Origin of the sequence: Microbispora sp. CA-135349, assembly GCF_050947365.1 — a bacterium.
Taxonomy (GTDB): Bacteria; Actinomycetota; Actinomycetes; order Streptosporangiales; family Streptosporangiaceae; genus Microbispora.
Genome location: NZ_CP192001.1, coordinates 1,916,912 through 1,931,319, shown reverse-complemented (window position 1 = coordinate 1,931,319; position 14,408 = coordinate 1,916,912). Strand labels below are relative to the sequence as shown.

Sequence of the window (14,408 nt, the reverse complement as noted above, 5' to 3'; positions counted from 1 at the left end):
CGCTCGCTCATGCGGTCACCGGTCGTGGCTCGCCCACCCGGTAGACGGCGTGGATCTCGTTGGTGGCGGTGTCCCGTACGGCGTTGAACCAGCGGCGGCACCCGGCGGTATGGCTCCACCGCTCCGCGAACAGGCCCTTGGGGTTGTCGCGGAAGAACAGGTAGCGGGCCCACTCCTCGTCGGAGAGGGCCGCCGGGTTCTCCGGGTAGGCGACGTGGGCCTGCCCCCCGTAGTGGAACTCGGCCTCGTCCCGTGGCCCGCACCACGGGCAGGGAATCAGCAGCATGTACCTCTCCGTATCAGTGCGCGACGGCGGCGGCGCCGTGCTCGTCGACGAGCTTTCCGGTGGTGAACCGCTCGAGGGAGAAGGGGGCGTTGAGCGGGTGCGGCTCGCCGGTGGCGACCGTGTGCGCGTAACACCAGCCGACGCCCGGCGTGGCCTTGAACCCCCCGGTGCCCCAGCCGCAGTTGACGTACAGGTCCTCGACCGGGGTGAGCCCGACGATCGGCGAGGCGTCGGGGGTCACGTCCACCACGCCACCCCAGGTCCGCAGCACGTGCGCCCGGGCGAAGACCGGGAACAGCTCCAGCGCGGCCGACATCTGCCGCTCGATGATGTGGAACGCGCCGCGCCGGCGGTAGGAGTTCGCCGCGTCGATGCCCGCGCCCATGACCAGCTCGCCCTTGTGCGCCTGGCTGACGTACACGTGGACCGCGTTGGACATGACCACGGTCGGGTGCACCGGCTCCAGCAGCTCCGACACCAGCGCCTGCAGCGGGTGGCTCTGCAGCGGCAGCGACACCCCGGCGTACCCGGCGACGACCGAGGAGTGCCCGGCGGCGGCGAGCGCGACCTTCCCCGCCGCGATCGGGCCGCGGGTGGTCCGGACGCCGGTCACCCGCCCGTCGCGCACGTCGAGGCCGGCCACCTCGCAGTGCTCGATCATGTCGACGCCGAGGTCGGACGCCGCCTTGGCGAAGCCCCACGCCACGTAGTCGTGCTTGGCGATGCCTGCTCGCGGCTGGTAGGTGGCGCCGAGCACGGGGTAGCGCACGTCCGGGGAGATGTCGACGATCGGGCAGACCTCCTTGACCTGCTCCGGCGTCAGCCACTCGGCGTCCACGCCGTTGAGCCGGTTGGCGTTGACCCGGCGCACGCTGTCACGCACGTCCTGGAGGCTGTGCGCCAGGTTGAGCACGCCGCGCTGGCTGAACAGCAGCGGGTAGCCGAGGTCCTCCTCCAGCCCCTCCCACAATTTCAGCGCGTGCTCGTAGATGCCCGCGCTCTCGTCCCAGAGGTAGTTGGACCGGATGATCGTGGTGTTGCGGGCCATGTTGCCGCCCGCGAGCCAGCCGCGCTCCAGCACCGCGACGTTCGTGACGCCATGGTTCCTGGCCAGGTAGTAGGCCGTGGCGAGGCCGTGGCCGCCGCCGCCGACGATCACCACGTCGTACGCGCGCTTCGGCTCCGCCGAGCGCCACAGCCGGTCGGGGTGGTCGGGCAGGTCCGCGCCCGGCGTCCTGCGCCCCTGGCTGCTGGGACTCATCGGGCCTGTCTGCTCGCCCCCGACATCCAGGGTGGCACGCTGGCGGCGTGTCTCGCCGCCGATCGCCGCCGCCACCTCCGGGTCGGCCTCGGCGAGCGGCGCGTCCATCACCGAATCGTCCACTTCAGTCCTCACTAGCTGCGCAGGCGTTCCATGGCGGGGTCGAACAGCGGCTCCTCGGCGACCACGGCGGTGACCCGCCGGTCGAAGTAGCCGATCTCCAGCGTCCGTCCGGGCGTCGCGAGCTCGGCGGGCAGCCAGGCGTAGGCGATGCCCTTGCCGATCGTGTAGCCGAAGGCCGCGCTGGTGACGTAGCCGACGGCGGCCTGACCGTCGTACACCGGCTCCTTGCCCATGACCACCTGGGCCGGGTCGTCGACGGTCAGGCAGGTCAGACGGCGGCGCACGTTCTCCTTGCGCCGCTCCAGGGCCTCACGGCCGATGAAGTCGCCCTTGCCAAGCTTCACCGCGAACCCGAGCCCGGCCTCGTACGGGTCGTGCTCGAAGGTCATGTCGGTGCCGAAGGACCGGTAGCCCTTCTCCAGCCGCAGGCTGGCGAAGGCGCCGCGCCCGCCGGCGATGACTCCGTGCCGCTGCCCGGCCTCCCAGAGCGTGTCCCACAGCTTGGCGCCGAGGTCGGCGGTGGTGTAGAGCTCCCAGCCCAGCTCACCGATGTACGACAGCCGCAGCGCGGTGACCGGCACGGTGCCGATATACGCCTTCTTCGCCCGGAAGTAGCGGAAGCCCTGGTTGGAGAAGTCGGCGCCGGTCAGCGGCTGGACGAGGTCGCGGGCGCGGGGGCCCCAGACGCCGAGGCAGCAGGTGCCGGCGGTGATGTCGCGGACGATTACCGAGCCGTCCGCGGGCAGGTGGCGGTGGAACCAGTCGAGGTCGAGGTTGCCGTTGGCGCCGACCTGGAACACGTCGCCGCCCAGCCGGGCGACGGTCACGTCGCTGCGGATGCCGCCGTCGGTGTCGAGCAGCAGGCAGTAGGTCACCGAGCCGACCGACTTGTCCATCTGTCCGGTCGTCAGCCGTTGCAGGAAGGCCAGGGCGCCGGGGCCGGCGACCTCAAGCCGCTTCAGCGCGGTCATGTCGTAGAGCGCGACGGACTCGCGGGACGCCTGGGCCTCGGCGCCGACGATGGGCGACCAGTAGCGGGCCGCCCAGTCGTTCGGCATGGGGATGTCGCGGCCCTCCAGCAGGCGGGCGTTGGCGCCGTACCACTGCGGCCGCTCGTAGCCGGCGGCCTCCAGGAAGAACGCGTCCAGCTCGCGCTGCCGCGCGTGGAAGGGGCTGAGGCGCAGCGGCCGCGGCTCCTCCATCGGCTGGAGCGGGTGGATGATGTCGTAGACCTCGACGAAGTTCCGGCAGTCGCGGGCCAGCACGTAGTCGGGCGCGAGCTGGTGGGGCTCGAACCGATTGACGTCGCACTCGTGCAGGTCGAACGACGTGCAGTGGCCGTCGACGAGCCACTCGGCCATGGCCTTGCCGACGCCCGCGGAGTGGGTCACCCAAACGGCTTCGGCGACCCAGAAGCCCTTGACGTCCGGGGACTCGCCCATCAGCGGCATGTGGTCCTGGGTGAAGGAGAACAGCCCGTTGACGCCCTCGTCGATCTTCGCGGCGCGGGTGCCGGGCAGCAGCCGCCCGGTCTCGGTCCAGGCGTCCTCGAAGTCCTCCGGGGTGAACGTCAGCACCGACGGCATGACCTCGGCCTCGTCCACGGACAGCAGGTCCTCGGGCTCGACGGGCATCGGCCGGTGGCCGTAGTAGCCGATGCCGACGCCGTCGAACCGCTGGCGGTAGTAGAGGTCGGCGTCCTGGTGCCGGAGGATGGGCAGCGTCGCCTCCTCCTCGTGTCCCATGAGGTCCGGCACCCGGCCGGTCCAGGCGAGCTGGTGCGCGAGCGGGGTCAGCGGCAGCGGCATCCCGACCATGCCGGCGACCTTCGGCCCCCAGATGCCGGCGCAGCAGACCACGACGTCGGCGGGGATCTCGCCCTGGTCGGTCACCACGCCTGCCGCCTGGCCGCCCTCGGTGCGGACGTCGAGCACCTCGTGCCGCTCCAGCACCCGTACGCCGCGGGACCGGGCACGCCTGAGTTGGGCGTCAACCGCGCGTACGGCCTTGGCGACGCCGTCGGTGGGGATGTGCAGGCCGCCGAGCACGACGCCGGGGTCGAGCAGGGGGAAGAGCCCGGCGCATTCGGCGGGGGTGAGCAGGCGCGACCCGACGCCCCAGGACGTGGCCCAGCCGTGTCTGCGGTGCAGTTCTGCGAGCCGTTCCGGGCTGGTCGCGACCTCCAGCCCGCCGACCTGGAGGAAACAGGGCTCGCCGTCGAGGTCGAGCGAGCAGAACTTCTCGACGGTGTAGCGCGCCATCTCGGTCATGGTCTTCGACCCGTTGATCTGGAAGACCAGTCCGGGGGCGTGTGAGGAGGAGCCCCCGGTCGCGGGCACCGGGCCCTGGTCGACCACGGTGACGTCCGTCCAGCCCCGGGCCGACAGTTCGTCGGCGAGTGCCGCACCGACGACGCCTGCTCCGATGATGACGACGCGCGGGCCCGTCATACCCACCCCCACCGTTGCGCTATGCGCAACAAAAGGCGATCAACGCAACAAGCGTGACGCGTCCTATTGCGGGTGTCAAGAAGGCGTCGACGACCTCCGCCGGCACCGGGTTGTTCGGCCGCTCCACGAGTTCCGCCTCGGCCAGCCCCTCCCTGTATGCGCGCGGCCGTCGATCTCCTCGGGGCCGAACTGCGGCGCCCGCCTCGTCCCGGCGCCGACGCCGTACTCCCCACGCTGCTGGACCTGCTCCTGCTGTACGTCCTGCGGTCATGGTTCGATGAACGGCGTTCCTGCGACGACTCCCGCACCGGCTGGGTCGCGGCCCTGCACGACCCGTTTCACGGACGCTCTGCGTGCCATATCCACGCGGACCCGGGCCGGCAGTGGACCGTCGAGGAGCTGGGCCGGCTGGCAGGCCTGTCCCGCGCCGCCTTCGCCCGCCGCTTCACCCGGCTGGTCGGACGGTCACCGCTGACCTACCTGACATAGTGGCGCCTGACCACCGCCGCCCGGTACGTTCACGGACGCTCGGGAGCACCGAGCAGGCCGCGGTTGTACCCCTCCGCGACCGCGGCCGCACGGTCGTTGACGTCGAGCTTCGCATAGATGTTGAGCAGGTGCGTCTTGACCGTGGCCTCGGTGATGAACAGCCGGGCGGCCGCCTCCCGGTTGGTGTGCCCGGCCGCGACCAGGCGCAGCACCTCCAGCTCGCGCTGGCTCAACGGGCCGGTCGACGGCGCCGGGGTGCGCAGCCGGCTCATCAGGCGGGCGGCGACCGACGGAGAGAGCGCGACCTCGCCGCGGGCGGCCGCGCGTACGGCGCGCAGCAGCTCGTCCCGCGGCGCGTCCTTGAGCAGGTAGCCGGTGGCGCCGGCCTCGATCGCGGGCAGCACGTGGCTGTCGGTGTCGTAGGTGGTCAGCACCAGCACCCGGGCCGGTACGCCGCGCCGGGTCAGCTCGCCGATCGCGGTGACGCCGTCCATGCCGGCCATCCGCAGGTCCATCAGGATCACGTCCGGCCCGAGCGCCTCGGCCAGCCGGACCGCCTCGGCCCCGTCCGCCGCCTCGCCGACCACGACGAACTCGGGGTCGCGGGCGAACATGCTGCTCAGCCCGTCGCGTACCACCGGGTGGTCGTCGGCGACGAGCAGCTTGATCGGGTCACTCACGAACGCACCTCCGGCGCCCCGGCGGGCAGGCAGGCCGAGAGCCCGGTCCCACCCCCCACCTCCGATTCGATCTGCAACGTGCCCGACAACGCCTCGATCCGCTGTCGCATCGCCACCAGCCCGAAGCCCCCGTCGCGCTCGACCCGGACCGTCGGGTCGAAGCCGCGGCCGTCGTCGCGGACGTCGAGGGCCACCTGCCGGTCCATGTAGGAAAGAGTGAGACCGACGCGGGTGGCGGTGCCGGCGTGCTTGGCGACGTTGGCCAAGGCCTCTTGCGCGACCCGCAACAGGGCGACCTCCGCCTCCGGGCGCATCGTGCGGGTTTCGCCCGTGACGGTGACCTGGGCCGGGATGCCGTGTCGGGCCGACCACTCGGCCACCACTTCGGTGACGGCGTCGGCCAGGCGGCCGGTCTCCAGCGGCTCCGGGCGCAACTCGTTCACCGAGCGCCGCGCCTCGGTCAGTCCCTCCCGGGCCAGCGCGGTCGCCGCCGCGTGGTGCCGGCGCCACGCGGCCGGGTCGTCCGCCGCGTGCTCGGCCGCCTGCAACTGGGTGACGATACCGGTCAGGCTCTGGGCCAGCGTGTCGTGGATCTCCCGAGCCATCCGGGCCCGCTCGTCCAGGACGCCGGCCGCGCGGGCCTGCTCGACCAGCCGTTCCTGCAGCGCCGCGTTTTCGGCCAGCGCCGCGGCCAGCCGCGCGTTGGCCTCCCGGGCCTCGCGCAGCGCCGCCTCCCGGGAGTCGTAGTAACGCGCGCCGATCTCGCCCATCCAGGCCACCAGGCACATCGGCGCGATGTTGACGGCCAGGACCCCCAGGTATTCGAGTCGGCCGACCCAGGAGCCGATGTCCAGGCCGGCCGACTGTGCCGTGCCGGCCACCACCGCGGCGCCGGCGATGAAGTACAGCTCGCGCGGCCAGCCGATGATCCGGTACGCGTAGAAGTACAGCACCGGACTGTAGAGGCCGAACCACGGGTTGCGCAGGGCCATGACCAGGCCGAACACAATCAGGCCCGCCAGGAAGACGCCCATCACGCCGATCCGGTCGCGCCACGGCGGATGCAGCGTGAAGAGCACCAGGCTCCACACCGCGGCCGCCGCGCAGAGCACGAGGTCGATGGCGAGGGAGCCCGGCTGGTCGTGCTTGAAGGCGATGGTCAGGGCGGCCATGACGGCCAGCAGCACGTAGGGGACCACCGTGACCATGGGCCGGAACCGCCGTTCCCAGCCCGCCGGTCCGGCCATCTGCCAACTCTGCATCGCGCACCCTACTCCCAGCGGAACAATCTAGCCGCCGCCACCGCCGCCCCGGCCGCCCACGCGAGCAACGTGACCAGAGCGAGCCAGTGCGGCCAGCGCCCGTTCGTGGCGTCCTGCATCGCGGTGACCGCGGCGCCCATCGGGGTGGCCTGGCTGATGTGCCGCAGCATCGCCGGCATGACCGGGATCGGCAGGAACAGGCCGCCGAGGAAGACCAGCGGGTAGAAGACGACGGCGCCGAGCGCGTTGGCCGCCCGTCCACCGGGTGCGGCCGCGGTGACGAGCAGGCCGACGGCCGTCAGCGCGAGCGCCGCCAGCAGCGTGGTCAGCAGGAAGCCGGCCATCTGCCGGGGCAGCACCACCCCGAACGCGAACCGCGCGACCAGCAACAGCGTGGCCACCGCGACCGCGGCGGTCAGCAGCATGACGATCAGCTGCGCGGCCAGCACCCGGACCGGCCCGACCGGTGTGGTCCGCAGCCGCCGCAGCACCCCCTTCTCGCGGTAGCCGGCGAGCACCGGCGGCAGCACGTTCAAGGCGAGCATGCCCAGAGCGAAGGCGACCAGGATGGGTACGTAGGTGTCCAGCAGCGTCAACCCGCCGAGGTCGGTCCTGCGCTCGTTGTAGAACGGCAGGTTGCCGAAGATGATCAGCAGGAGCAGCGGCAGCCCGACGCCGAAGGCCGGCCCCGACTTCTCCCGCAGGAACAGCTTCAGCTCGGTCAGCGTCAGCGTGGTCATGAGGTCCTCCCGGTCAGCGCGACGAACGCGTCCTCCAGCGTGGGTTGCCCGGCGCGCTCGATGAGCTCGGCCGGCGTACCGGTGACCAGCACCCGGCCGGCGTCGATCACCGCGATCCGGTCGCAGAGGCGTTCGGCCTCCGGCATGAAGTGAGTGACCAGCACGATCGTGACGCCGGCGGCTCGGACGCCGGCGATCAGATCCCACGTGTCGCGCCGGGCGTGCGGGTCCAGCCCGGTGGTGAGTTCGTCGAGTACGGCGATCCGGGGCCGCCCGACCAACGCGAGCGCGATGGCGAGCCGCTGCTTCTGGCCGCCGGAGAGTTTCCCGTACGGTGTCCTCTCCCGCCCGGCCAGCCCGAGCTGCGCCAGCAGCTCCTCCTGATCGGCCGGGTGCGGATAGAACGACTGGTAGAGCCGCATCGCCTCGCCCACCCGCAGCCGCTCGGGCAGCCGGCTGTCCTGCAGTTGCACACCCACCCACCGGGTCAGCTCGGCGTGGTCGCGCATCGGGTCCCTGCCCAGCACGCGGATCCGGCCGCGGTCCGGCGCCCGCAGGCCCACGAGGCATTCCACGGTCGTGGTCTTCCCCGCGCCGTTGCGCCCGAGGATGCCGAAGATCTCCCCTTGTGCCACGGTGAACGAGACGTCGTCCACCGCCACCGTGCTCCCGTAGCTCTTGTGGAGGTTCTCCACCTCGATCACCGCGCTCACGGCCGGGCCACCGGGCGCCGGTTGATCTGCACGACCACGGGGAGCAGGAGCAGGCCGCAGACGCCCTGCTCGAGCTTGAACCAGAGCGGGAACAGGCCGGGCAGCGCGATGATCACCACGATCGCGACCAGCATGACCGCGGTGACGACGCGCAACCGCAGCAGCATCCGGCGGTCGCCGCGGGCCGCCCGGACCGCGAAGAACAGCGTGAGCAGCGAGGCGGCGGCGACGAGCGCACCGCGGACCCAGACCGCGTCGGTGGCCACCGCCGGGTCGTGCCGAAACGCGATCATCGTCATCGGTGTCAGCAGGCTGACCGCGGCGTACCCGCTGATCAGCCAGACCACAGTGCGCATGTCCGTGTGCCTCCGTCTTCTCGTTCGCCGACGGAAATCAGCGTCGCAACGGAGGCGCCTCACGCGGGTCGCCCGATCTCCCGAGCGGGCGGTGGAATCGGCCGCTCGCCCACGCGGTGGAGCGAATCCACCGATCGGTGGATTCAGGGGCGTGCAAGCAGGGCGGGGAATCCCGCGACGCCCCGGCTCGGGTCGCGTCGAGCGCTACAGTCGCGCTATGAGCAACGACGCTTCCGCCGCCAGGGCCGAGGCCAACGGCGGCGGCGTGCAGTCCGTGGACCGGGCGATCAGCATCATGGAGATCCTCGCCGCCCGCGGGCAGGCCGGGGTCACCGAGATCGCCGCCGAGATCGAGGTCCACAAGTCGACCGCGTTCCGCCTGCTCGGTGCCCTGGAGGCGCGCGGGCTCGTCGAGCAGACCGAGGACCGCGGCAAGTATCGCCTCGGCTTCGGGCTCGTCCGCCTCGCCGGCAGCGTCTCCATGCGGCTGGACGTCACCCAGCAGAGCAGGCCCGTGTGTCAGCGTCTGGCCGAGGAGATCGGCGAGACGGTGAACATCGCCGTGCTGCGCTCGCACTACGCGGTCAACCTCGACCAGGTGCGCGGCCCGTCCGCCGTCACCGCCCACAACTGGGTGGGCCAGCTCACGCCCCTGCACGCGACGTCGAGCGGCAAGGTCCTGCTGGCGTACGTGGACCGGCAGCGCCGCGACGACCTGCTGCGCGCCGCCGGCCTCCAGCGCTACACACCGAGCACGGTGACCTCGGTGGAGCGCCTGGAGCGGGAGCTGGCGGAGGTACGCGAGCACGGCTACGCACGCACGCTGGAGGAGCTGGAGGTGGGCCTGAACGCGCTCGCCGCCCCCGTCCGCTCCTTCGGCGGAGAGGTCGTGGCGGCGGTCAGCGCCTCAGGGCCCGCCTACCGGTTCAGCGAGGGCCGCATGCGCGAGCTGGCCCCCGTCCTCGTCAAGGGAGCCGAGGAGATCAGTCACCGCCTGGGCGGCTGACCGTCTCCTCCGCCGCACGCACCTACAGGCGTGCCGCGGCACGACGCAGCCGTACGACGACGCTCTTGGACGTGGGCGTGTTCGACGTCTCGGCCACCGAGTCCAGGGGCACCAGCACGTTGGTCTCCGGGAAGTACGCCGCGCAGCAGCCCCGCGCAGTCGGATAGGCGACGGCCCGGAACCCCTCGGCCACGCGCTCGCCGTCCGGCCACTCGCTGATGAGGTCGAGCATGTCGCCGTCCGCCAGGCCGCGCTCGGCCAGGTCGTCGGGGTGGACGAAGACCACCCGCCGCCCGTTCTTGATCCCGCGGTAGCGGTCGTTGAGCCCGTAGATGGTCGTGTTGTACTGGTCGTGGCTGCGTACGGTCTGCAGCAGGAGGCGGCCCCGCGGCACCCGCAGCACCTCCAGCGGATTGACCGTGAAGTTCGCCTTCCCCGTGGCCGTGGGGAAGCGGCGCTCGTCGCGCGGCGCGTTCGGCAGTGCGAAGCCGCCCGGCCTGCGCACCCTCGCGTTGAAGTCGCCGAACCCGGGCACCACCCGCTCGATGCGGTCCCTGATCGCGTCGTACCCCGCTTCGAACTCCGCCCACGGCACGTGCGGGTCGTCGTCGCCGAGCAGCTCGCGCGCCAGCCGGCACACGATCGCCACCTCCGACAGCAGCGCGTCCGAGGCCGGGCGCAGCCGCCCGCGCGAGGCGTGCACCATGCCCATCGAGTCCTCGACCGTGACGAACTGCTCGCCGCCGGCCTGGACGTCCCGCTCGGTGCGGCCGAGCGTGGGCAGGATGAGCGCCTGCTCGCCGCACACGGCGTGCGACCGGTTCAGCTTCGTCGACACCTGTACGGTGAGACGGCAGTTGCGCAGGGCCGCCTCGGTCGCGGCGGTGTCCGGCGTGGCCGAGACGAAGTTGCCGCCCATCGCGAAGAACACCGTGGCGTCGCCGTCGCGCATGGCGCGGATGGCCTCCACGGTGTCGTGGCCGTGCTCGCGCGGCGGCGGGAAGCCGAACTCCTTCTCCAAGGCGTCGAGGAACTCCGGTTTGGGCTTCTCGTAAATGCCCATCGTCCGGTCGCCCTGCACGTTCGAGTGCCCGCGTACGGGACACACGCCGGCGCCGGGCCGTCCCACGTTGCCGCGCAGCAGCAGGAAGTTGACGACCTCCCTGATCGTCGGGACCGACTTGCGGTGCTGGGTGAGGCCCATCGCCCAGCAGACCACGATCGAGCGGGCGGCCAGCACGTCGCGGGCCGTCTCCTCGATCTCGGTCCTGGTCAGCCCGGTCGCCTCCAGCACCTCGTTCCAGTCGAGCCCGCGTACGTGCGTCTCCCAGGCGTCGAACCCGTGTGTGTGCGCCTCGACGAACTCGCGGTCCACCACCGTGCCGGGCGCGGCGTCCTCGGCCTCGAGCAGGAGCAGCGACAGCGCCTGGAACAGCGCGAGGTCGCCGCCGAGGCGGATCTGCAGGAACCGGTCGGACAGCGCCGTCCCGGTCCCCGCGAGGCCGGAGGGCCGCTGCGGGTTGCGGAAGCGCAGCAGCCCCGCCTCCGGCAGCGGGTTGACCGCCACGATCCGCGCGCCGCCCCGCTTCGCGCGCTCCAGCGCGGTGAGCATGCGCGGGTGGTTGGTGCCGGGGTTCTGCCCGACCACGAAGATGAGGTCGGCGCGGTGCAGATCCTCCAGCAGCACGGTGCCCTTGCCGATGCCGAGCGTCTCGGTCAGCGCAGAACCGCTCGACTCGTGGCACATGTTGGAGCAGTCGGGCAGGTTGTTGGTGCCGAAGCGGCGGACGAGGAGCTGGTAGGCGAAGGCGGCCTCGTTGGAGGTGCGGCCGGAGGTGTAGAAGACGGCCTGATCCGGGTCGCCGAGCGCGCGGAGCTCGCGGGCGACGACGCCGAAGGCGTCCTCCCATGAGATCGGCTCGTAGTGATCCGAGCCGGCCGGCTTGTACATCGGCTCGGTGAGCCGGCCCTGCTGGCCCAGCCAGTAGTCGCTGCGCCGGGCCAGCTCGTCCACCGGATGCTCGGCGAAGAACTCGCGGGTGACCCTGCGGACGGTCGCCTCCTCGGCCACCGCCTTCGCGCCGTTCTCGCAGAACTCGGCGGGGCTGCGGTGGCCGTCGCCCTCGGGCCAGGCACAGCCCGGGCAGTCGAAGCCGGACTTCTGGTTGACCCGCAGCAGGGTCAGCATCGTCCGGCCCGCGCCCATCTGGTTGTAGGCCGTGCCGAGCGCGTGGCCGACCGCCGGGACCCCGCCCGCCCAGGTTTTGGGCGGGCCGATCTCCAGGTGTTCGTCCCCGACGTCCTCCCGAGGCGCCTTACGCGTCACCCCGCATCCCCTCCGAACTCACTCGCCAAGCTTGCCGCGTACCCAATCATGGAACAAGCCGATGTGGTGCTCGCTCGGCACCAGCACGCCGCCCTTGGCGTACGTGCGGGAGCTCATCGAGGGCTGGGTGCGCTCGCAGGCGTCGAAGTCCTGCTGGTTCACCCGGTGGAACAGCTCCACCGATCGGCTGACGTCCTTGCCCGCCTCCACGACCTCGGGCAGGTAGAGCCAGTCGCACTCCACCACCGTGCGGTTCACCGCGAGCGGGAACATCCGGTGGATGATGACGTGGTCGGGCACCATGTTGACGAACACCTGCGGCTTGATCGTGATGGCGTAGTAGCGCCGGTCCTGATCCTCGCTGATTGTCGGGATCCGGTCGAGCCCCTCGGAGCCGTCGATCGTGAATCCCCGGATGTCCTCGCCGAACAGCGCGCCGTGGCCCACGTAGTACTGCGCCGCGTAGCCGTCGGCGAACTCCGGCAGCACCTCGGTCAGCTCGGGGTGGATGGTCGCGCAGTGGTAGCACTCCATGAAGTTCTCGACGATGAGCTTCCAGTTGGCCTTCACGTCGTACACGATCCGGCGGCCGAGCGCCAGGTTCTCCACGCCGTAGTTGTCGAGGGACGCCACGTCGCCGAGACGCGTGCGCACCTCGCCGAGCACGGTGTCCTCGAACGAGGGCGGCTCGTCGGCCAGGCAGACCCACACGTAGCCCAGCCACTCGCGCACCGCCACATTGACGAGGCCGTACTCGACCCGGTCGAGGTCGGGCATCTTCGTCAGGTTGGGGGCCGCGATGAGCTTGCCCTCCAGGTCGTACGTCCAGGCGTGGTACGGGCACTGGAAGGCCCGCTTGACCTCGCCGGACTCCTCGGTGCAGATGCGGGCGCCACGGTGACGGCACACGTTGTAGAACGCGCGGATGGAGTTGTCCCGCGCCCGCGAGATCAGGATGCTCTCCGTGCCGACCTGCACGGTCCTGAACGCCCCGGGCCTGGGGAGGTCGGCGGCCCGGGCCGCGCAGAACCACATCGACTCGAAGATGTGCTTCTGCTCCAGCGCGAAGACCCGGGGGTCGGTGTAGTGCTCGCCCGGCAGTGTGGCCAGCAGGCTGGGAGGCAGGCTCGCGGTGCTCACTGTTGGCTCCTGAAGGTCGTACGTCGCACGTCGGGAATCGAGATGATCAGGGAGAGTCCGGTCACAGGACCACGACGGAACGCAGCACCTCGCCGCGGTGCATCTTCTCGAAGGCCGCCTCGACGTCCTCGAGCCCGATCGTCTCGGTGACGAACGCGTCCAGGTCGAGCCTGCCCTGCTGATAGAGGGAGACGAGCATGGGGAAGTCGCGGCTGGGCAGGCAGTCGCCGTACCAGGAGGACCTGAGCGCGCCGCCGCGGCGGGGACTCGGGTCACCCCGCCGGTGTTGATGGCCGCGCCGAGCCCCGCCATGATCCCGCAGCCGAGCAGGCCGGCCGCGACCGGCGACGCGCTCGGGTCGACCTTGGTGCACTGGCCGGCCGCGACGAGCGTCTTGTCGGCGAACGCGCCGATCCCGAGCGCCGGAGACAGGGGGGTGCCGTCGGCCAGCGTCATCTTCTGCGGTGGCGTTGTGGGTGTTGAAGCAGTACTGCGGGCGACCGCGCAGGCAGGCGCGGCAGGCGCCGCAGACCGCGCACCAGTTGAGGATCACGAAGTCGCCGGGGGCGACGTCGGTCACCCCCTCGCCGACCGCCTCGACCACGCCGGCCGCCTCGTGACCGAGGAGGAACGGGAAGTCGTCGTTGATGCCGCCCTCGCGGTAGTGCAGGTCGGTGTGGCACACCCCGCAGGCCCGCACGGACACGAGCGCCTCACCCGGGCCCGGGTCGGGGACGACGACGGTCTCCAGGCTGACCGGCTGTCCCTCGCCCCTCGCGACGACCCCGCGGACTTCGTGCGCCATGGTCCTCTTTCCCTCGAATCGGCTCGCGTGCATCAGTTGTGAAAGACGAAACACATAGCACTATGCGCAACAGATTGAGGCCGTGCTGGGGCCAGTGTCAAGAGGTCGACCGGCGTTCTCACCAGCCGGTCAGACCACCGCACAGCCTGCGGGATCACGGCGGGGGCGGGGGTGGGACGGGTTAGCGAGGGGGCTGTTCCAGGTGAGCGATCACGGGGGCGAGCAGGTCGTTCAGCTCCCGGACGAGGACCGTGAGGGCGCGATGCGCCGTCTCGGCGAGATCGTGCGCAGGCCCGTCCGGCGTCGCGGGCAGGTCTTCGAGCGGAACGGGGGCGTCCACGAGCAGGGTGGGCCGCAGATGGGGGACCTTCGCGAGGTCCTGCTCGGCGGGCTCGACGAACTGGCCGAAGATCTCCGGCCAGCCCCGCCAGCCGCGGTCGCGCCACCAGTCACGCGACACCGTCAGCGCGGCCGGCTGCGGGGAGACGATCGTGACGCGTGCCGTCAGCGACCCGTCCCAGGTGTTGCGCTCGCAGGAGGCCGACAGGATCCGGCGGTGCCAGCGCACGAACCCCGGCGAGGTCAGGGGTGGGGTGGCGATCCGCCAGGCCGCGCACGCGAACGCGACCGGGGCGATGTCCCCCCACACCCCCTCGAACTCGCCGATGTTCTCCCACACGCGCTCGGAGTAGTGGCTGACACCGCCGTAGCGGACGCGCTCCCGGTCGGATCGCCCGTCGATCCAGAACGCCTGCTGGCCGGCCATGGGCC

13 protein-coding genes and 1 pseudogene are annotated in these 14,408 nt (G+C 71.5%); 2 read left to right on the top strand and 12 right to left on the bottom strand.

Annotation, left to right across the window (positions count from 1 at the left end):
• Positions 1–7: 7 nt before the first annotated feature.
• From ACQPZZ_RS09300 to ACQPZZ_RS09290, 3 genes are all read right to left on the bottom strand, one after another.
• Positions 8–286 carry a sarcosine oxidase subunit delta gene (locus ACQPZZ_RS09300; protein ID WP_208761896.1) on the bottom strand — a complete coding sequence of 93 codons (279 nt, stop codon included), beginning with the start codon at positions 284–286 and terminating at the stop codon, positions 8–10.
• Positions 287–299: 13 nt separating this feature from the next.
• Positions 300–1,547: a sarcosine oxidase subunit beta family protein gene (locus ACQPZZ_RS09295; protein ID WP_432934318.1), complete on the bottom strand. Its 1,248-nt coding sequence runs from the start codon at positions 1,545–1,547 to the stop codon at positions 300–302.
• A gap of 134 nt (positions 1,548–1,681) precedes the next feature.
• Positions 1,682–4,120 (bottom strand): GcvT family protein, encoded by a 2,439-nt coding sequence (locus ACQPZZ_RS09290; protein WP_432930756.1) that lies wholly within the window; start codon positions 4,118–4,120, stop codon positions 1,682–1,684.
• A gap of 72 nt (positions 4,121–4,192) precedes the next feature.
• On the opposite strand from ACQPZZ_RS09290, the gene ACQPZZ_RS09285 reads away from it, so the two are divergent.
• Positions 4,193–4,609 (top strand): helix-turn-helix transcriptional regulator, encoded by a 417-nt coding sequence (locus tag ACQPZZ_RS09285; protein ID WP_432930754.1) that lies wholly within the window; start codon positions 4,193–4,195, stop codon positions 4,607–4,609.
• 29 nt (positions 4,610–4,638) lie between these two features.
• On the opposite strand, the gene ACQPZZ_RS09280 is transcribed toward ACQPZZ_RS09285, so the two are convergent.
• From ACQPZZ_RS09280 to ACQPZZ_RS09260, 5 genes are read right to left on the bottom strand one after another with little or no spacing between them, the layout of a single operon-like run.
• On the bottom strand, positions 4,639–5,289 hold the full coding sequence (locus ACQPZZ_RS09280; RefSeq protein ID WP_432930752.1) for a response regulator: 651 nt from the start codon (positions 5,287–5,289) through the stop codon (positions 4,639–4,641).
• Positions 5,286–6,536, bottom strand: a complete 1,251-nt coding sequence (locus ACQPZZ_RS09275; RefSeq protein ID WP_432930750.1) for a sensor histidine kinase — start codon at positions 6,534–6,536, stop codon at positions 5,286–5,288. Before ACQPZZ_RS09275 ends, ACQPZZ_RS09280 begins: the two co-directional genes overlap by 4 nt.
• A gap of 23 nt (positions 6,537–6,559) precedes the next feature.
• A complete protein-coding gene (locus ACQPZZ_RS09270) occupies positions 6,560–7,291 on the bottom strand; it encodes an ABC transporter permease (RefSeq protein WP_363647075.1) in 732 nt (243 codons plus the stop codon).
• Positions 7,288–8,004, bottom strand: a complete 717-nt coding sequence (locus tag ACQPZZ_RS09265) for an ABC transporter ATP-binding protein (RefSeq protein ID WP_432930748.1) — start codon at positions 8,002–8,004, stop codon at positions 7,288–7,290. Before ACQPZZ_RS09265 ends, ACQPZZ_RS09270 begins: the two co-directional genes overlap by 4 nt.
• A complete protein-coding gene (locus tag ACQPZZ_RS09260; RefSeq protein ID WP_432930746.1) occupies positions 8,001–8,360 on the bottom strand; it encodes a hypothetical protein in 360 nt (119 codons plus the stop codon). The genes ACQPZZ_RS09265 and ACQPZZ_RS09260 overlap by 4 nt, the downstream gene beginning before the upstream one ends.
• A gap of 217 nt (positions 8,361–8,577) precedes the next feature.
• Here ACQPZZ_RS09260 and ACQPZZ_RS09255 point away from each other — a divergent pair, with 217 nt between their 5' ends.
• Entirely contained in the window at positions 8,578–9,366 is a 789-nt protein-coding gene (locus ACQPZZ_RS09255; RefSeq protein WP_363647073.1) for an IclR family transcriptional regulator, read from the top strand.
• A 22-nt stretch (positions 9,367–9,388) separates the two neighbouring features.
• Here ACQPZZ_RS09255 and ACQPZZ_RS09250 read toward each other — a convergent pair whose 3' ends face one another.
• The 4 genes and pseudogenes from ACQPZZ_RS09250 to ACQPZZ_RS09235 all read right to left on the bottom strand — a co-directional run bounded on the left by ACQPZZ_RS09250 (position 9,389) and on the right by ACQPZZ_RS09235 (position 14,403).
• Positions 9,389–11,692, bottom strand: a complete 2,304-nt coding sequence (locus ACQPZZ_RS09250; RefSeq protein WP_432930743.1) for an FdhF/YdeP family oxidoreductase — start codon at positions 11,690–11,692, stop codon at positions 9,389–9,391.
• A gap of 18 nt (positions 11,693–11,710) precedes the next feature.
• On the bottom strand, positions 11,711–12,832 hold the full coding sequence (locus tag ACQPZZ_RS09245) for an aromatic ring-hydroxylating oxygenase subunit alpha (protein ID WP_432930741.1): 1,122 nt from the start codon (positions 12,830–12,832) through the stop codon (positions 11,711–11,713).
• Between the two features lie 61 nt (positions 12,833–12,893).
• Positions 12,894–13,637 (bottom strand): annotated as a pseudogene (locus ACQPZZ_RS09240) (alcohol dehydrogenase catalytic domain-containing protein).
• A gap of 181 nt (positions 13,638–13,818) precedes the next feature.
• Entirely contained in the window at positions 13,819–14,403 is a 585-nt protein-coding gene (locus tag ACQPZZ_RS09235) for a hypothetical protein (RefSeq protein WP_432930739.1), read from the bottom strand.
• Between the last annotated feature and the right edge of the window lie 5 nt (positions 14,404–14,408).

Excerpts from the sequence above, each read along its gene's own strand:
- ACQPZZ_RS09300 (WP_208761896.1), bottom strand. The coding sequence starts at position 286 with ATGCTGCTGATTCCCTGCCCGTGGTGCGGGCCACGGGACGAGGCCGAG.
- ACQPZZ_RS09295 (WP_432934318.1), bottom strand. The coding sequence starts at position 1,547 with ATGAGTCCCAGCAGCCAGGGGCGCAGGACGCCGGGCGCGGACCTGCCC.
- ACQPZZ_RS09290 (WP_432930756.1), bottom strand. The coding sequence starts at position 4,120 with ATGACGGGCCCGCGCGTCGTCATCATCGGAGCAGGCGTCGTCGGTGCG.
- ACQPZZ_RS09275 (WP_432930750.1), bottom strand. The coding sequence starts at position 6,536 with ATGGCCGGACCGGCGGGCTGGGAACGGCGGTTCCGGCCCATGGTCACG.
- ACQPZZ_RS09270 (WP_363647075.1), bottom strand. The coding sequence starts at position 7,291 with ATGACCACGCTGACGCTGACCGAGCTGAAGCTGTTCCTGCGGGAGAAG.
- ACQPZZ_RS09260 (WP_432930746.1), bottom strand. The coding sequence starts at position 8,360 with ATGCGCACTGTGGTCTGGCTGATCAGCGGGTACGCCGCGGTCAGCCTG.
- ACQPZZ_RS09255 (WP_363647073.1), top strand. The coding sequence starts at position 8,578 with ATGAGCAACGACGCTTCCGCCGCCAGGGCCGAGGCCAACGGCGGCGGC.
- ACQPZZ_RS09235 (WP_432930739.1), bottom strand. The coding sequence starts at position 14,403 with ATGGCCGGCCAGCAGGCGTTCTGGATCGACGGGCGATCCGACCGGGAG.